At 64.9% G+C, this 15,216-nt stretch carries 24 protein-coding genes and 1 pseudogene; 18 read left to right on the forward strand and 7 right to left on the reverse strand.

Annotated elements, in window-relative coordinates; genetic code table 11:
• Nucleotides 1-40: 40 nt before the first annotated feature.
• The 3 genes from ASF58_RS15970 to ASF58_RS15980 are packed head-to-tail and all read right to left on the reverse strand — an operon-like array spanning nt 41 to nt 1,367.
• Entirely contained in the window at nt 41-379 is a 339-nt protein-coding gene (locus ASF58_RS15970) for a hypothetical protein (protein ID WP_162242069.1), read from the reverse strand.
• Nucleotides 380-396: 17 nt separating this feature from the next.
• Complete coding sequence (locus tag ASF58_RS15975; RefSeq protein ID WP_055954493.1) at nt 397-633, reverse strand: hypothetical protein; 237 nt, start codon at nt 631-633, stop codon at nt 397-399.
• The gene (locus ASF58_RS15980; protein WP_156375742.1) at nt 630-1,367 is read right to left on the reverse strand and encodes a hypothetical protein; all 738 of its coding nucleotides are present in this window, start codon (nt 1,365-1,367) and stop codon (nt 630-632) included. Before ASF58_RS15980 ends, ASF58_RS15975 begins: the two co-directional genes overlap by 4 nt.
• Before the next feature lie 523 nt (nt 1,368-1,890).
• Between ASF58_RS15980 and ASF58_RS26060 the strand changes: the two genes are divergently transcribed.
• On the forward strand, nt 1,891-2,091 hold the full coding sequence (locus ASF58_RS26060) for a hypothetical protein (RefSeq protein WP_156375743.1): 201 nt from the start codon (nt 1,891-1,893) through the stop codon (nt 2,089-2,091).
• Nucleotides 2,092-2,244: 153 nt separating this feature from the next.
• Here ASF58_RS26060 and ASF58_RS15990 read toward each other — a convergent pair whose 3' ends face one another.
• Together ASF58_RS15990 and ASF58_RS15995 are read right to left on the reverse strand one after the other, a co-directional pair.
• Complete coding sequence (locus ASF58_RS15990; protein WP_055954503.1) at nt 2,245-2,637, reverse strand: hypothetical protein; 393 nt, start codon at nt 2,635-2,637, stop codon at nt 2,245-2,247.
• Between the two features lie 13 nt (nt 2,638-2,650).
• Nucleotides 2,651-3,118: a hypothetical protein gene (locus tag ASF58_RS15995; RefSeq protein ID WP_055954506.1), complete on the reverse strand. Its 468-nt coding sequence runs from the start codon at nt 3,116-3,118 to the stop codon at nt 2,651-2,653.
• Nucleotides 3,119-3,301: 183 nt separating this feature from the next.
• Here ASF58_RS15995 and ASF58_RS16000 point away from each other — a divergent pair, with 183 nt between their 5' ends.
• A complete protein-coding gene (locus ASF58_RS16000) occupies nt 3,302-3,577 on the forward strand; it encodes a hypothetical protein (protein ID WP_156375744.1) in 276 nt (91 codons plus the stop codon).
• A gap of 149 nt (nt 3,578-3,726) precedes the next feature.
• Here the strand turns inward: ASF58_RS16000 and ASF58_RS16005 are convergent, their stop codons facing one another.
• Nucleotides 3,727-3,960: a YdaS family helix-turn-helix protein gene (locus ASF58_RS16005; protein ID WP_055954511.1), complete on the reverse strand. Its 234-nt coding sequence runs from the start codon at nt 3,958-3,960 to the stop codon at nt 3,727-3,729.
• A 119-nt stretch (nt 3,961-4,079) separates the two neighbouring features.
• On the opposite strand from ASF58_RS16005, the gene ASF58_RS16010 reads away from it, so the two are divergent.
• From ASF58_RS16010 to ASF58_RS25160, 16 genes are all read left to right on the forward strand, one after another.
• Nucleotides 4,080-4,655: a LexA family transcriptional regulator gene (locus ASF58_RS16010; RefSeq protein WP_055954514.1), complete on the forward strand. Its 576-nt coding sequence runs from the start codon at nt 4,080-4,082 to the stop codon at nt 4,653-4,655.
• Entirely contained in the window at nt 4,655-5,077 is a 423-nt protein-coding gene (locus ASF58_RS16015) for a hypothetical protein (protein ID WP_055954517.1), read from the forward strand. Before ASF58_RS16010 ends, ASF58_RS16015 begins: the two co-directional genes overlap by 1 nt.
• Nucleotides 5,078-5,163: 86 nt before the next feature.
• The gene (locus tag ASF58_RS16020) at nt 5,164-5,481 is read left to right on the forward strand and encodes a hypothetical protein (RefSeq protein ID WP_055954519.1); all 318 of its coding nucleotides are present in this window, start codon (nt 5,164-5,166) and stop codon (nt 5,479-5,481) included.
• Entirely contained in the window at nt 5,481-5,753 is a 273-nt protein-coding gene (locus ASF58_RS16025) for a hypothetical protein (protein ID WP_055954521.1), read from the forward strand. Before ASF58_RS16020 ends, ASF58_RS16025 begins: the two co-directional genes overlap by 1 nt.
• Nucleotides 5,753-5,974, forward strand: a complete 222-nt coding sequence (locus tag ASF58_RS16030) for a hypothetical protein (protein WP_055954524.1) — start codon at nt 5,753-5,755, stop codon at nt 5,972-5,974. Before ASF58_RS16025 ends, ASF58_RS16030 begins: the two co-directional genes overlap by 1 nt.
• Nucleotides 5,971-6,933 (forward strand): hypothetical protein, encoded by a 963-nt coding sequence (locus ASF58_RS16035; protein ID WP_055954526.1) that lies wholly within the window; start codon nt 5,971-5,973, stop codon nt 6,931-6,933. Before ASF58_RS16030 ends, ASF58_RS16035 begins: the two co-directional genes overlap by 4 nt.
• Before the next feature lie 11 nt (nt 6,934-6,944).
• A complete protein-coding gene (locus tag ASF58_RS16040) occupies nt 6,945-8,198 on the forward strand; it encodes a hypothetical protein (protein WP_055954529.1) in 1,254 nt (417 codons plus the stop codon).
• 34 nt (nt 8,199-8,232) lie between these two features.
• Nucleotides 8,233-8,775, forward strand: a complete 543-nt coding sequence (locus ASF58_RS16045) for a helix-turn-helix domain-containing protein (RefSeq protein WP_055954532.1) — start codon at nt 8,233-8,235, stop codon at nt 8,773-8,775.
• Nucleotides 8,775-9,635, forward strand: a complete 861-nt coding sequence (locus ASF58_RS16050; RefSeq protein ID WP_055954534.1) for a zinc-finger-containing protein — start codon at nt 8,775-8,777, stop codon at nt 9,633-9,635. The genes ASF58_RS16045 and ASF58_RS16050 overlap by 1 nt, the downstream gene beginning before the upstream one ends.
• Nucleotides 9,632-9,892: a hypothetical protein gene (locus ASF58_RS16055; RefSeq protein WP_156375745.1), complete on the forward strand. Its 261-nt coding sequence runs from the start codon at nt 9,632-9,634 to the stop codon at nt 9,890-9,892. Before ASF58_RS16050 ends, ASF58_RS16055 begins: the two co-directional genes overlap by 4 nt.
• On the forward strand, nt 9,892-10,176 hold the full coding sequence (locus ASF58_RS16060; protein WP_055954542.1) for a hypothetical protein: 285 nt from the start codon (nt 9,892-9,894) through the stop codon (nt 10,174-10,176). Before ASF58_RS16055 ends, ASF58_RS16060 begins: the two co-directional genes overlap by 1 nt.
• Entirely contained in the window at nt 10,173-10,478 is a 306-nt protein-coding gene (locus tag ASF58_RS16065; protein ID WP_055954546.1) for a hypothetical protein, read from the forward strand. The genes ASF58_RS16060 and ASF58_RS16065 overlap by 4 nt, the downstream gene beginning before the upstream one ends.
• 148 nt (nt 10,479-10,626) lie before the next feature.
• Nucleotides 10,627-11,691 (forward strand): site-specific integrase, encoded by a 1,065-nt coding sequence (locus ASF58_RS16070; protein WP_082513118.1) that lies wholly within the window; start codon nt 10,627-10,629, stop codon nt 11,689-11,691.
• Between the two features lie 59 nt (nt 11,692-11,750).
• Nucleotides 11,751-12,509: a hypothetical protein gene (locus tag ASF58_RS26065; RefSeq protein WP_156375746.1), complete on the forward strand. Its 759-nt coding sequence runs from the start codon at nt 11,751-11,753 to the stop codon at nt 12,507-12,509.
• 929 nt (nt 12,510-13,438) lie between these two features.
• Entirely contained in the window at nt 13,439-13,570 is a 132-nt protein-coding gene (locus tag ASF58_RS27520) for a hypothetical protein (protein WP_280137549.1), read from the forward strand.
• A gap of 224 nt (nt 13,571-13,794) precedes the next feature.
• On the forward strand, nt 13,795-14,676 hold the full coding sequence (locus tag ASF58_RS25160) for a hypothetical protein (RefSeq protein WP_082513119.1): 882 nt from the start codon (nt 13,795-13,797) through the stop codon (nt 14,674-14,676).
• A gap of 8 nt (nt 14,677-14,684) precedes the next feature.
• On the opposite strand, the pseudogene ASF58_RS25165 reads toward ASF58_RS25160, so the two are convergent.
• Nucleotides 14,685-14,921 (reverse strand): annotated as a pseudogene (locus ASF58_RS25165) (IS3 family transposase); the annotation flags it as partial.
• Between the last annotated feature and the right edge of the window lie 295 nt (nt 14,922-15,216).

Consider the following 15,216-nt stretch of genomic DNA (forward strand, 5'->3'; position numbering starts at 1 on the left):
CAATTTCAGCATATTTAGTATTATCTTCTCTATTAAATATTCAGGCTGAGCTTAGATTTATGGAAATAGTTACGATTGCCATCTCGACTCCACGGATAGCGCTGTCTCGGCTCCATCCGTTGTTGATACAGGCCTGTCGGAAACTCGGCTCGCGCCCTGCCTGGGCGTTGAGCCAGGCCTTGAGCTGTGCCTTCATCCGCCAGTCGGCAACGTAGAGCTCGGGCCAGCGCTGGACGCGCCTGTCGCCGGGTTTCGGACCTGCGGCCTCGTCAGCGTCCGCGCTTCCGATCCAGGCGGCCAGGAGCCAGAGGCGCACCCGTGTCGGCGGGTAGGTCTCGGGCGGGTCGGGCCCCTCGATACGCAGAGGGTTCTTCATCAACACTGGTGCTTCTCCGTTCACTCGAGCGCTTGGGCGACCTCCTCGCGGTGGTCGCGGCAGGCAAAGACGGCGAGCTCGGGGGCTCGGAGAAAATTGTTGAACCCGAAGGGGCCGGGCTTCCCGCAGACCTCGCACGAGCTCATTGGCGTTAGGCCGGCCTGCAGGTATCGGATCTTCGCGGCGGCTTCCTGTTCCCGCTCCGCGATTTGGTGCGGCATGTGGGTCAGCCTAGGGCGGGCGTGGCCGAGGCTCATGCGACGGCCTTCGGGCGGTCGAGGTTGGCAATCAGGTGCGAGATGTTGCCTGTGACGGGGCGGACGGTTTCGAGGACGTGGACCGGCAGCTCGTCGCGCGCGTCCAGGCCGGGACGGCGCTCGGCCGGGAACTTGTGGGCCTCAAGGTAGGCCTCGGCCGCCGCCTTCACCTTCTCGATCTGCTCGGGCGTAGGCGGCTCGTAGACCTCGGCGTCGAGGATCCGGCGGGCGCGGATCAGACGGCCCCGCAGCGGGATCATCCCCTCGCGGACCTCCTCAGCAAACAGGTCCGGAGAGGGGCGCCAGCCGCGCTCGGTTTGGAGGAGCGTCTTGCCGGTGGTGAACCGCTCGCACGCATCCTTGACCGCGGCGAGGGGCAGACCGTCGACCGCCTTCAAGAACTGCGCGTTCAGGAGCCCGGCGTTGAGCTCCGAACCTTTCCCCTTCTCGTAGCCGTGAAGCAGAAGGCCGATTTCATACTCGCGCTCCGCGAGGTCCCCGAGCTTCTCGAGGCTATGCGCCAGGTGCTCGACGACGGCGCAGAGCTGCCTGCGCTGCTGCGTGCTCGGAGCGAGTGAGGAAGGCATGCTGTAGCGGGTCGGATGGCCGTCGATTGGTTGAAGGGGGGCGTGCAGGTCCTCGACCAGGGCCGCCGCTTCCGCCGGTGTCATCCGGTTCGCCAGCGAGGTCGCCCTCGATGACGATGAAGTCGCGGGCGTCTGGTTCAGCCTCATGGGTGCGCTCCTGTCGTTGGCGGTAGAGAGTGGCGAGGCGGGCGGCCTGGCCTGTGGGGGCGGGCTGGTAGGGTTGGCGGGACGAGCGCTGCTCGCGGCTCTGGTCTCGGCGCTCCCGCAGCTGCGCCAGGATCCAGGTCGTTGCGTCGGAGAGCTCGCGGCGGTCGGCGTCCTCGATCAGGGCGAGGACCGTGGCCGCCTCGTCGTGGCACTGAGCCAGGGCGTGGCCGATGAACTGGCGAGCCGAGACGTCCGAGCGGCCTGTCATCCCGGCGATCAGCCGGGGGCCTCGCCGCATCAGCTCGGCCCTAGGTCCGGTCCTCCCGGCCTGCTCGCATCCAGCGGGCTCGACGTCGTCGTCGGCCGAGCCGCTAGGCTCGGAACCGGGGTGGATGGGGGGATTAAGGGGGGGTGTAGGGGGTCCAGGGGGAAGAGGGGGACCATCGAGGGGGGAAGCGGGGGTCTGTGACGTCACGGGTTGTCCTGTGATGTCACGTGACACAGCGCCCTTACGGCGCTTGGCTTGGCGCTCGCGGTCAGCGGTTCGCCGCTGCGTGAGGGCTTCCGATGTGGCCTGGGCGCGGGCGAGCTCGAGCACGACACGCTGCAGCAGCTCTGGGGCGAGGCCAGAGCGCGCCAGGTCGGCGATCAGGTTGTGGTCCGACATGGTCAAACCATGCCGCAAGTTGAGGCAAATAATTGCCGGCTGCACACAATTGATTGATAGCCTGGATTTCCGAGCTTATCCCCTTTACGTGGGGCGCACGTTGCTTGCGCTAGAGCCCATAATGTGCTCTTCATTGTTTACACCCTGAGACTATGAGACCAACACCGCCCGGCCCGCGCAGCACACGCGGGCCGGGCTTCTTCGTTCGCGCTATGCGGCGGCGGCCGGCTCCTTGGCCGGCTTCGGGGCGGTCTTCGCCTTGAGTGCCGAGAGGGCCTTGTCGATCGCGTCGAGCCGCTTGTCGGCGGCGCGATCGAGCTCCTCGAGGTCCTCGAGCTTCGCCTTCAGCTCCTCGAGCGTCTTGGCCATGTCCTTTGGCATTGCCTCGAGGTCCTCGCGGAGCTTGCGGACCTGGTCACGCAGGGTGGCGAGCTCGGTCGCGTCGCTGGCGGGGTCCTCGGCCTCGGCCGCCGGGCGGCGTGCGTGGACGTCGGCGGCAATCAGCTCGAGCAGCTCGGGGACCTCGAAAGCCGGCAGGTCGCCATGCTGAACGAACATCCGGACGAGCTTCGGATCGGGCTTGTGGTCGGTGGCGTCTTTCACAGGTGCTCTCCTCTCAGACCCGGGCCAGCGCCGGGCAGTTCAAATGTTGGGAGGCCTCACGCGCGGCACGGCGGGGCCGCGGCGTAGGGGCGGGCTTGGCGGCCTTCCGAAAGCGGAGGCCTTCTGAGCGGCGAGGCGGTCGCGCCTTGCCGTCCACCAGGTCCAGAGTGCTCGACACAGCCGCATCGGTGCTCCTGCGCAGCGCCGCGGCGCGCGCCTTCTCGGTTTCGGCAGCGGCCTCGATGCGTGAGCAGAGGCGGTCGTAGGCGGTGGCCACGTTCATCGCGTCGTGCAGGGCGACGATGACCTCGGAGGAGCCGGCGCGCAGGCGCTTGATCCAGGACGCGGACTTCCCGATCAGCGTGGCGACGTCCTCGACCGCGACGGTGCGCGATCCGGTCTCCTTGAAGCGCTCCGCGACGAGGGCTTCGACGAGCGGCCGCACCCGGCCGGCGGCGTCCTCGGCGGTTACTCGGCGCATGGCTGCACCAAGATTGCGCGTCGGCGCGCCAGCGTCCGTGCTTCAAGCTCGGGCGTAGCTGTGTCGTGGGAGGTCGGATGAGGCAGGACGGAAGGGCCGGCGAACACAGGCCGCGTGAACAAGTCGACACGCGGCCCGTGCCGCTTACCATCGGAGGTGCCAACCAAACCGATGGAGCTCGCAATGGACGAGAAGACATACGCCTTCGCCATAGAGACGACCGCGCAGATGGAGGTGATGCGCACCACCGTGCTGCTGATGTTGCGCTCGCTCATGGCGCCTCTCCCGCCCGAGGCGCAGGAGGAAATACTGGAGCAGATCCGACAGACTGCGCGGGACATGCCGCCCCTGGTCGCTGCACGCACTGGGGAGCAGACCAAGTTCTACGAGGACGTGGTCGAAGCGACGGCAGTGCATGCCGACCGTTTTGTGTCAGGGCTGCGTACGCTGCTGGAATGAACGACGTCGCGCGAACGGCTGCGATAAAGCGCTCGTTCGCGCTGGCGGCGTCATGAGGCTCGTCCGATGAGATGCGCATTCGTGAGGCCCGCATCACGCGGCCTAGGGAGAAGGCGACGGCTCGATTGCCGCTGGGTGATTGGGGCACGTCAGGCGGCCACATCGGCTTGCGCCGATCGCTTCGCCTCAAGGCAGATCGCCATGAACTGGTCGGCAGTGACCTTGCCGCCGGTGGCCTTCTCGATCGCCAGCGCGACGTTCATGCTCGCGTTGCGCTCGCCCTTGAGCGGACGCGTGATCGTCGACGGCGACCGGCCGATCGTCTCGGCGAGCTTGGCGATATTCTCGCCAGTCTCGGCGAAGTACGAATTGAGAGCGTTCATCGGGGAGGCGGCCTGTGACTGAACAGACCTGGACCTTGCCAAATAGGCAAGTCACAGTCAATCGGTCGATTTGCCTATTTGGCCGTGGTGGATTTGCCCTCCACCGGCACGTTTCCCGAATGGGCAAACCGAACCGGATCCAAGAGTGGCGCGAGCAGCGTGGGCTTTCTCAAGAAGCCCTGGCCGAAGCCGCCGGCATCTCCACGGGCTACTTGTCTCGGATGGAAAACGGCGGCCGCAACGTCTCGCTGAAAAACCTGGCGAAGATCTCTGCAGCCCTGAAGGTCCCCGAGCGTGAGCTCGTCCCCGATCAGCAGAGAATGGTTCCGATCGTCGGCTATGTGTCCGCCGGCGCAGTCACGAACTTCTTCGACTTGGAGCAGATCACCTTGGATGAGGTTGCCGCTCCGGAGGGGGCTACCGATAAGACCGTCGCCGTTGAGATCCGAGGCGAGAGCCTGGGCAGCTTTTTCGACAGATGGATCGCCTTCTACGACGACGTCCGGCGCCCCGTGACGTCTGACCTGATGGGGCAGCTCTGCATCGTTAGGCTCACAGATGGCCGAACGCTCATTAAGAAGCTCAAGAGGGGAACCTTCGACAATCACTACACACTACTGAGCCAATTTGAGCCGCCAATGTACGATGAGGAAGTCGAGTTTGCGGCCCGCATCATCAGCATGGTCCCGCGCTGATGACGCGGATTAGCACTGCGACTGCTGCCCTTCTGGCAATCATCTTTTCATACGTCGGCATATCTTCAGCGGCCTGGCTGCTAAGCCGGTCTTTTGTCTCAGGTAGCGCCTTCGATTTCGCCGCTGCGAGCGTCTATCGTAAGTTGGTCTCCTACTACCTTCCTGCCGTTCTGACGGGTGCAGTCGCAGGATGGATCGGCCTTTCGGCCGCGCTGCTGATAGTCCGCTCGGCGTCAGCCAGAACTTCCGCCATCGTAGCATCCGCCTTCTTCGCCATCCTCTCGATCCTCGGCCTGATGGTTGCGGGCAGCGACGCCCTGTCCTTTGACTTGGCCAGCCTGTCGCTCGCGCGCGTGTTCGGGATCGTTGGTGGCTTTTGGGCGTCGATCCAAGACGTGAGCCGAGACCGCGCCCCGAACTAAATTTGCCAAATAGGCACACGGCCTCTTGACCGAGTTTGCCAGATAGGCAAATTTAGCTACATCGCCCCTCGCGATGGAGCCAGCTCGTGTCAGCCCGTCGATCAATCTCCTGGAACGCTGCCCTCGTCGACTTCAAGAACGACCGCAGCAACACTCGCCCCAACTATCGCCTGAAGTGGGTGCTCTCGCGCGGCGCCTGGCTGGCCTACCGGCCCGACCGCAACGGAAAGCCGACCGAGCTTCTCGGCATGGTCCGCACCGGCGCCCGTTCCGGCGCCGTCGCCATTCACTTACTCTTCGGCGGCGCGCCGGTTGAGGTCGCGACCTTCCCGTTCGATCAGCCCGGCCTGCAGGCAGCGAAGCTCGCCCTCGAGGCCCGCGTCGCCGAAGCGGAGGCCGCGTGATGTCGGAGGCTCAGCTCGCCTACATCGCCATCGCGGCGGCCCCCGTCATCGTCGGCGCCCTGTTCGCTCTCGGCGACCTTTGCGTCCAGGCCGCGGCCCGCCGGCCGCCGCCGTCCCCGACGCGCGTCGCCCGCCTCTGCCTCGCCGGCCCGTTCATCGGCAGCGCCTTCGCCATCGCGGTCGCCCTCGAGCTCGTCGACGACCTGGTCGTCGGTCTGCACGCCGGCGCCCGCCGCGCCGTCATCGCCCTCCGCGCTTGGGTGGCCGCGTGATGCCCGCGTCCCGCAAGCCGATCGCCCCCGCCGTCGCCGCGCAGCTCCTCGCCGAGCTCCGCGTCACCCCGGCCGACGTGGTCCTCGACCACAAGCTCGCCGGCAACTTGGTCGTCGCCGTCATCGCCAACGGCTTCGACAGCGTCCGCACCCCCCGCCTCCCCGACTTCCCCGCCATCCGCGACCAGCTCGCGGCCCTCACTCCGGAGACCATGCTTTGACCGCCGCACAGCAGAGCGCGCCCGCGCCCGACCCCTTCGACTGGTACGTCGCCGCCCTCGAGGGCAACCCGCCGCCGATCGACCCGACCGTTGCGCCGTGCGGGTACTGGCGCCTCCCGAACCGCGAGAACGGCTTCGACCCGTTGGCCATCTGGATCGACGACGCTGGCCAGAAGTGGGCGCAGCGCGGCGCCGAGAAGCTCACGCACGTTTCGGTGCCCGGCGAGGTCGTCTTCGGCGACCTGACCGTCGGCGGCGAGGAGGGGTTCTCGCGGGAGGTCATGGCCTACGCGATCCGCTACCCCGTCGACGTCGACCTCTTCTTCGAGGTCCTTGAGGGGCGCACCCGCTGGCCTGACCTGCCGCCGCCGATCCCCGTGACCTACAGCAACGCGCCGTCGGATCCTCTGCAGGCGGCGAAGCAGGAGCTCGAGGCCGAGCGCATCGAGGTTGAGCGCTTCCTCCGGACGCCGGTCGCCGACCAGGTGCGCGCCGACCTCGCCGCGAATTGGGCCAACCGCCTCGCCGACCTCGAGAAGCGGATCGAGGACAAGCGCGTCGAGCTCAAGGCTCCACATGACAAGGCGGCGAAGGCCGTGCAGGCGGTCTGGAAACCGCTCGTCGACAAGGCCGCGGTCCTGAAATCGCAGCTCAAGGCCTCGACGACCAAGTTCCTGCAGGACAAGGCCCGCGAGGAAGCCATCGCCCGCGCCAAGCTGGCGGAAGCCGGTGAGGTCCTGCCGACGGCAGCGCCAGGCCCTCGCGCTGGCACCGCCGGCCGCACCGTCTCAGTCGCCACGCTCTACCGCGCACAGATCGAGGACTACCCGGCCACGCTCGCCTTTTTCGCCGAGCGCGAGGAGGTCCGCGAGCTCGTCCAGTCCCTCGCCAACCGGATCATCGCGGCCAAGGGCACCGTCCCCGGCTGCAAGGCCGTCCCCGTCCAAGCCGCCCGCTGAGGAGAGCACCCGTGAACGCTGAAACCCCGATTGTTCGCCCCGAGCGCATTCACGTCGACGACGTCATCCACGTCCTCGACAGCGGGCGCTTCGAGCAGATGCAGCGGATTGCGACCGTCATGGCGCGGTCGCCGCTCACTCCCGACACGCTCGTCGCCACCGTCGAGGGCTTCGGTCGCGACCGTAAAGTGATCCCGCTCGAATGGGATCAGCGCCTCGCCAACTGCTTCCTCGTCGTGAACCAGGCCGTACGCTGGGGCCTCGACCCTTTCGCCGTAGCTCAGTGCTGCAGCGTCGTCCACGGCAAGCTGATGTTTGAGGGCAAGCTCGTCGCCGCGGTCCTGACCGCGAAGCTCGGGCATATTCTCGCCTATCGCTGGAACGACGCGACCGGCGATGCCTTCGGCATCCGCGTGATCGGCACGCCCGACCGGCTCGGCGAGGAGCGGATCCTCGATGGCACCGTCGGGCAATGGAAGACCAGCGGCAACAACTCGCCGTGGTCGAAGCAGGCCGACCATCGCCGGCAGCTCGTCTACCGCGGGACGCGCGATTGGGTCCGCCTCTTTGAGCCTGCCATCCTCCTCGGCGTCTACACGCCCGACGAGATGGAGGACCTGCAGGAGCGGGCTTCCGGCGGGGCTGCAGCGCCGGCCAGCGAGCCGCCGCGCCAGGTGCGGAGCCGAGCGAAGGCGGCAGACGCGCCTCTGCAGCTCGCGCACCAGCCCGTCACGCCGGTCATTTCGGCCGCGAGCGAGAAGTCGGCCGAGACTGTTCCGGCTGGCAACCAGGCCCCGGCGCCGGCGGCGCAGAAGCCGTCCGCGCAGCAGGTCAACGGGCAGACCGAGCAGGACCTCGCCAACGCCCGCGAATACGAGGCCGTTGTCGTGGCCTTCGAGAAGGCGGCAGGCGAGGCCACCACGCGCCAGGAGCTCGAGGCCGCCGAGGAACTGACCGCCGTCTACATCGACAACAACCTCTTCGGCCTCGCGCTCCGCAACCGGATCACCGGGGCCTGGGAAGAGGCCGACGCTCTCATCACCAAGAACGAGAAGGCGGAAGCGCTGGCGAAGAACGCCAAAGCGGCGGCCGGCGAGAAGCCCTCCGGGATCGACACCACGCACCCGGCCTACCTGCGCGGCTTCGAGGACCGGAAGCGCAACATCACCCGGTGCCTCAAGCCCGAGTTCAAGAACGACCCCGCGTCCTTCGCCCTGTGGGAGGCCGGCCACGCCGCGGCCTCGCGCGAGCTCGCCGCCGCCTAACCCGCCCCCCGGTCTCAGTCTCTCAGGTGAAGCGATGAACATGCAGCACAGAGGGCGCCTCCTGCAGGGGGCGCCGGTCAAGGAGTACGGCAGCGCCGAGGACATGCGGGCGCACGCTAAGGCGGTGAAAGCCCGCCTGATGTCAGCCGCGCCGCTGCGGCCGGTCGTGGTCGTCGAGGAGCCGTCGGCTGTTACCGAAGGACCGACCATCGAGGATGTGCGCGAGGCCCTCCGGCCGGACGTACCCAACCCGCGGGCCATGGTCTTCCGGCCGCGTGAAATCATGCGGGCGGTCGCCGAGCACCACCGCGTCACCGTTGCGGAGCTGAAGAGCGAGCGCCGAACCGCTCGCATCGTCACTCCCCGGCAGCTCGCCATGTTGGCCGTCTGGATCGAGTGCCCAGTCCAGACCCTACCGTCGATCGGCCGGCTGTTCGGCGGCCGGGACCATACCACTGTGCTGCACGCGATCCGGAAGTTCACCGACGGCAAGGTCCGCGCTTGGCCAGCCGAGCTCTTCTGGCTCCGCGACCTGGTCGCCGTACCGCCCGCATCGAACGAGGAGGGCTGCGCCTGATGATGCCCCCCTTCTGCCCCGCCTGCGGGGTCGCCGCGCGCCTCACGAACGGGGCAGAGGTCTATCCGAATTGCCGCGAGCTCGCCGACCGGCCCATCTGGAAGTGCGAGGTCTGTCCGGACGCCTACGTCGGATGCCACCAGGGGACAAAGGAGCCGCTAGGCACCCCTGCCGGGCCCGAGCTGCGCAAGGCTCGCATAATCCTGCACCGGGACATGGTCGACCCGCTCTGGCAGGAGGCCGATCGCTCCGGAGAGTACCATCCGGAGAACGAGTCGGCTCGCAAGCTGATCCGGCACGCGGCCCGCGGTCGGGTCTACGCCTACCTCGCCGCCGGCCTCGACCTGACCCGGGACGAGTGCCACGTCGCAATGTTCTCGCTCGAGCAATGCCGGGAGGCTTGGCATTGCCTGCGCGGCGTCACCTATGCGGACGTTCGCCGGTGGGCCAAGGCCCGGCCGGAGGTCGAGAAGAAGCCCAAGAAGCCGAAGAAGCCAAAGGCCGACGTGCCGGTGAAGCGCGGCGGCCGGCGGAACCTCGAGCTCCCGGAGCCGACTGAGGCCGAGCGCGGTGCCGCGGCGATCGCCGCCCTGGCTCTGCGCGCCGCCCTCTCCTATCCGGAGGCCTGGGGCCAGCAGTCGACCATTCACATCGACTACAGCCGGCCGCGCCGCGCCGAGTGGGTCACCACCTGGTCGGAGCTCCCGGGCTTAACCTGCATCAATGGCGCGTACCTGCACGACCTACTGCCCGGCTGGCAGTACACGCGCGCCGAGCTTGAGCTCGAGATGGCGCCCGACCTCGAGGCCCTCGCCGAGCACGGCATCCGACCAACCGTCGCGACGAGCAAGGCCGCGTGATGCAGAACCTTGCCGAGCAGCTGGAAAACGCCCGGGCCGAGGTCGCCCGGCTCGAGCGGATCGCCGCCACCGCAACATGCCGTGAGATGGGCTGCGACATGCAGCACGCCGGCGGGATGAACTGCGGATGCGATCAGGGGAGCTGCAGCGTCCCGGTCTACGTCTGCACTCGCTGTGGCGACAGCGATTACGGGGACAATCAAGAGGCTCTCGACAAGCGCACCGCCTGCGAGCGGTGGACCGAGGGAGACCTCTGATGCCGTCCGAGCTCGACCTCTTCGGCTTCGAGCGGCCAGTCCTCTCGCCGCTCGAGCGCAAGCGGATGCTGCGCAGGGCGGCCGAGCGCCCCCGTGGCCACGCCGCCCGCCCGGGCACCGGGCCCGCCGGCGAGACTTGCGGTTCCTGCGAGCACCTGGTCCGACGCCAGCGCTCGAAGACCTACCCGAAGTGCGGCCTCAACCGCGCCGGCTGGACCTGCGGGCCCGCCAGCGACGTCCGCGTTCGCGACCCCGCCTGCAGCAAATGGGAGAAGCCCGAGTGACCGCCCCGTCCCTGCTACTCGCCGCCCGTAAGGCGAAGGATGCCCGCGAGCGCATCCTCTACATGGCCGAGACCATGCGCGACCTGGCCCACGGGTCAACCGGCGCCTGCACCTTCGGCGACCTCTGCGCCGCCGGCTTCACCGAAGCCGAGATCCACGCCTACCGGGACGACGCCCGCGTCGCCATCGCCGGCCGGCCCTCGCCCCTTCGCACCATCCCCATCGGCCGCCTCAAGGGCATCGCCATGGTGAAGACCGCTCGCGCCATCCGCCGCCGCATCGACCAGGGAGCTACACCTTGATCTGCTACACGCCCGCCGAAGTTGCCGACCGCTGGAAGTGCTCGGCCCACCTGGTCCGTCGTCTCATCGACAACGGCCAGCTCCCCGCTTTCCGCGCTGGCGGGAAGCTGCTTAGGATCACCGAGACCGCCCTGGTGGAATACGAGCAATGCCAGAATACAAGCTGCAGCGTTTCCGCGGAGGATGGGCCATCGTCGTCACCGAAGGCGGCAAGCGTCTCAGCCGTCGACAACTTGAAAGCCGCGATGCAGCGGGAGCGGCGTCGGAGTTCAACTGGATCGTCGAGGACGCACGGCGCCCCGTAGACCCCGACATTCGTTGGATTTGGGAAGCCTACCGCGAGGACAAGGCAGGCCGCCGGATCGCCCAAAATATGGGTTGGTCCGGCAAGGCCGTTCTTGGGTTCTTCGGCAACATGAAGCCGGAGGAGATCAGCACGAAGGTCTGCCGGGCCTACGTCGCGAAGCGTCGGGCCGACAAGCGTGGGTCCGAGGATCAGCAACGGCGCCGGCGGGACGCGAACAAGGTGGAGCTGATCGGCGTCGCCAACGGCACGATCCGGACGGAGCTCAACCAGCTTCGCGCGGCGCTGCTATGGGCCGAGGCGGCGAAGCACATCAGCAAGGCGCCTGACATCGAAATGCCCGGGGCGCCCCAGGCCAAGGAGCGCCATCTCACACGACCCGAGTTCGACGCGCTCCTGTCGGCGGCCGAGACCCCGCACCTTCGCCTCTACCTGCTGCTCGCCATCTCGACGGCCGGGCGCAACGCGGCGCTGCTCGAGCTTACCTGGGACCGCATCGACTTCGAACGCGGCCTCATCTTCCTTGGCGCCCGCAACCTGCTGCGCCCGCAGAAGGGGCGCGCGACGGTGCCGATGACCAACGCGCTACGCGCCGCCCTCAGCGATGCCAAGGCCTACAAGCGGGGCGACCGCATCATCGAATGGGGAGGGGAGCCGGTGCGTAGCGTCCGCACGGCGCTCGGCAAAGCGGCCAAGCGTGCCGGGATCGGCAACGTCACGCCGCATATGTTCCGGCACACGGCAGCGGTCTGGATGGCGGAAGCCGGCCGGCCCATGGGTGAAATCGCAACCTACCTCGGCCACGCTGACGACCTGGTCACGCAGCGGGTCTATGCGAAATTCTCACCGACTCACCTCAAAAACACCGCAAGTGCGCTTGAAGTGAAATTTTTCAGAACGCAGTCTTAAGAATTCATGGCATTTATGAGCACTGCGGAGACCAAGCCTAGTCGCCTACAGGATTATGAATGTCTACCTTATTTGAAAACATCATAGTCAACGTCATCCGAGCCTGGAAGACTGGCGGCATTGGAATACGGTCTACTATAATATTTTCTGTTATTTTCGGTGTTGTTGCTGGAATTATTGCACTACTGTATAATTTTAAATTTATTCCCAGGGAATTTTTTCTTTACACTGCTTTCTTTCCAGCCCTGGTATCGTTCGGTTTGCTTGCGGTAGCCGTGGGGTTCGGTGAATACAAAGCGGACGAACAACGTAAAGCTAGGATTGAGCATGCGGAGGAAGTTGCTCGAGAAAATCCAGAAAAGCCTCAACTCGCTTGGGATGTCGCGCGCGCAAAGCTTGAAAATTATCTGGATCGAAACCTTGGGCAGCTAAGATCAATCTTCTGGTTAACGATCGTGGTAATGGCGGTCGGCTTTGGAATGATAATTTTCGGAATATTTAAGGCCTATGATCCCAGCCTTAATCTTTCAGTTTCAATAATAGCCGCGGTATCGGGATTAATTGTTAGTTTCATAGGCGGATCATTCCTTATCGTTTATAGATATATACTTGAACAGGCAAAGTCGTATGTCACTGTCCTTGAACGCATAAATGCCGTAGGGATGGCCGTGCAGGTCCTGGGCTCAATCAGTGAGGAAGATAAGCAGCTCAAAAACAAAGCTACAGCAGACTTAGCGAAGCAGTTGATCCAGCTCTACGCCGTAGACCAAAATAGGCTATCGCAGAGGTCGGGGAGGCTGGACCGGAAAGCCAATTAGGCGAAGGCACCGAGATAGCTCACGTCGAAGCAATAGCTCTATGAAGTGCACGCAGGTTCGCATGAACCTGCGTCGGGGACGAAACGCCTTATGGAGTGCTCGGCGCGGCGAACGGTTTACGTACAGAGCGCAAACGAATCAGGAATAACACCCGGCGCGCTCTTTTGGTAATGAGGAGGTCGACAGTTCAATCCTGTCCAGCAGCACCACTTTCCCCTGACGATTACAGAGAGTTAGGGGCGGCGGTGCAGACTGGCGACTGACCCCGGACGATAGTGGGCAGCACGTTTCCGGGGCCTCGATCGGCTCACCTGTGGCAACCGATCACAGGGCAGATCTCGGCGCCTCGGCTCGCGCTCGCTGCTCGTCCAAGCTATTGGGCGTCGCCTTCCTGGATCGTGGGTCGATCGGGCCGTCGCCCTCGATCGGACGACACGTGAGATATTCGGAGCCCACTCCGCGTCCGGCACCGTTCGACCCGACTTCAGCGTCGCCATGGTGCCCGGCCTCAAGCCGCCTTCCAGTGTCCACGAGACCCGCATGCGCTTCGTGAACTCGACCTATCAGCGAGACACGCTGGCCGCTGCGGACGTTCGGCCGGTGACGTCGCGTCACACCGCCCTATCTCGGCGACATGGCCAGGAACCCAACAACCGGCAAGCTCGACAAGGCGAAGGCCATCCTCGAGGCGGCCGTCATGGCCGCGGTCGACGCCGACATGGCCCCTCCAACCACCCGGGCATTCCCGTTCGGGGACGCCTGCCTCATCACCTTGCCGAGGCGGGAGGCTCGTACGAGGGGGCCGCCCTCGCGGTCGCGAACCAGGATGTCACAGAGCAGGTGAAGCACGCAGCCACGCGCACCGCGGTTCTGCCGGTCAAGCCGGGAAAGGGCCGACAGTCCCAATGAATATGTCCGCGATCGCTGTGATGGCCGGGATCACAGCCGCCTTTTTCGGCCTGCTCCTATTCGCAATCCAGTACGACCATCCGGCCATCCTGATCCTGATGGCATGCATCGCGGCAATCGCTTTTGCTCCCTGGCACCTGTGGGATAAGTAGCCGGAGAGACAAGGAACCGAGATAATCCGTCGCCATTCGGCTGGATCACGTTCGGCGAGCTTCACTATCGCTTTTTACAGCCGGGGTGAGCAGCTCGCAGTGGAGCGATCGTGTCTATGGCGATGAAATTTGGAGACCTCTCGGAATTTTTAGCTCTGGTAGGGCATTGAACGCTCGAAAAAACCTCATGCGCACAACCTCGTTGAGAACGCGAAACCCGAGCCATGTCTGAGCACGACGTTCATACAGGAACCAACGGATGGCTCTTCCTCGTAGGGGGAAGCAACAAGGTCCTGGTTCATTCTAGGAGAAGCGTCGAGATCGACATCCAACTTCAGGCTTGGCAGAAGATCTTCACTCAAAGATATCTTGCAGCCAAACAAGCAAACTGCCGATATTTTACGATGATCGCTCCGGAAAAGATCTACATTTACGACGATCAGCTCGGCGAGCTTGCAATTGATCCTAAATTTTCACTAAGCCAGCGCTTGCATCGGAATCTCTTGTTTCACCCTCTCCTACGCCGATCCTACATCCGACTCTATTCCCACTTTCGAGCGAACCGGACGAAGAGCGATCTCTATCAGCGGACGGATACGCATTGGACGCTAGCCGGGTGCACGATTGCCTATCGGGAGATCTGTCGGTCATGCAGGGCCAAGCCGGTGAATGACTTTCATCGCAGGGCCTTCAGAGAGGAAGTCTCTGCGGGCGACCTCGGATCGAAATTAAATCCTGAACGCTCAGAACGACGAACTTTCTACGATCTCCAGTCAGATTCGACCCGGACCCACGCGAATTCGCTGGCCTTGCTGTTCGAGTCGCAACAGACCTCATCGCACAGAGGCATACACCACGTGTATCGGAATCAAAGCACGGACGCCGACCCGCGGACTTTGATGCTCGTCGGCGATTCCTACGCGCACTTTTCGGCGGCGAGCCTCATTATCATGCTAGCGGAGACCTTCCGTGAAGTACACTTCATTTGGTCACCGGCCGTGGACTGGGAATATTTTAAAAAAGTAAAGCCCAACATCTTAATCTGCGAGATGGCGGAACGGTTTCTGTGCCAAGTCACAGCAGACTGCTTCACTGTCGAGCCATAGGAACTCGGATTGACGCTTTCGCGGTAGCAATTCTCCGAAGGTGAGCCCGACGCGATGGACTGGATCTGCGAGCCAGTTTGGGCAACCCACCTGCGCAGCGCCTTTGCGATCAGTTCCGGCCCGTTATCGCGGCGGTTGTGTTCAGGGCTGGCGTGCAGGCACATCACGTCGGCCCGTGCTTCGATCGCCACCAAGCTGTTGATGCGCCGAGCGATCTTTAACGCCGGACAGGCTCGACTCTGCTCTGATCTGTGCCTCGCGCTCGCCGGGGCGGGGCTCGTCGGCCTTGGCCGGCGCGGTGCGGGACACGCGGAGGGCCGGCAGCGCTGGGTAGCGCTCTATCGGCAGGACGATCGGCGCTACCTGGCGGGGCGGATGACGCCCGCGATCCCGGCACCTGGCCTGCCCCCTGAAAAGTGGTCCTCCCTAAGGTATGGCTTCGAGCCATGTTGGAGTTGACCCCGTTTGTGGTCCACGGCCTATGCAAGTTCTCGGGCTGTGACAGCTTGGTTGGCGAAGGCTCGGGGCGTCAAGCCGCCC

Source organism: Methylobacterium sp. Leaf125, assembly GCF_001423085.1.
Taxonomy (GTDB): Bacteria; Pseudomonadota; Alphaproteobacteria; order Rhizobiales; family Beijerinckiaceae; genus Methylobacterium.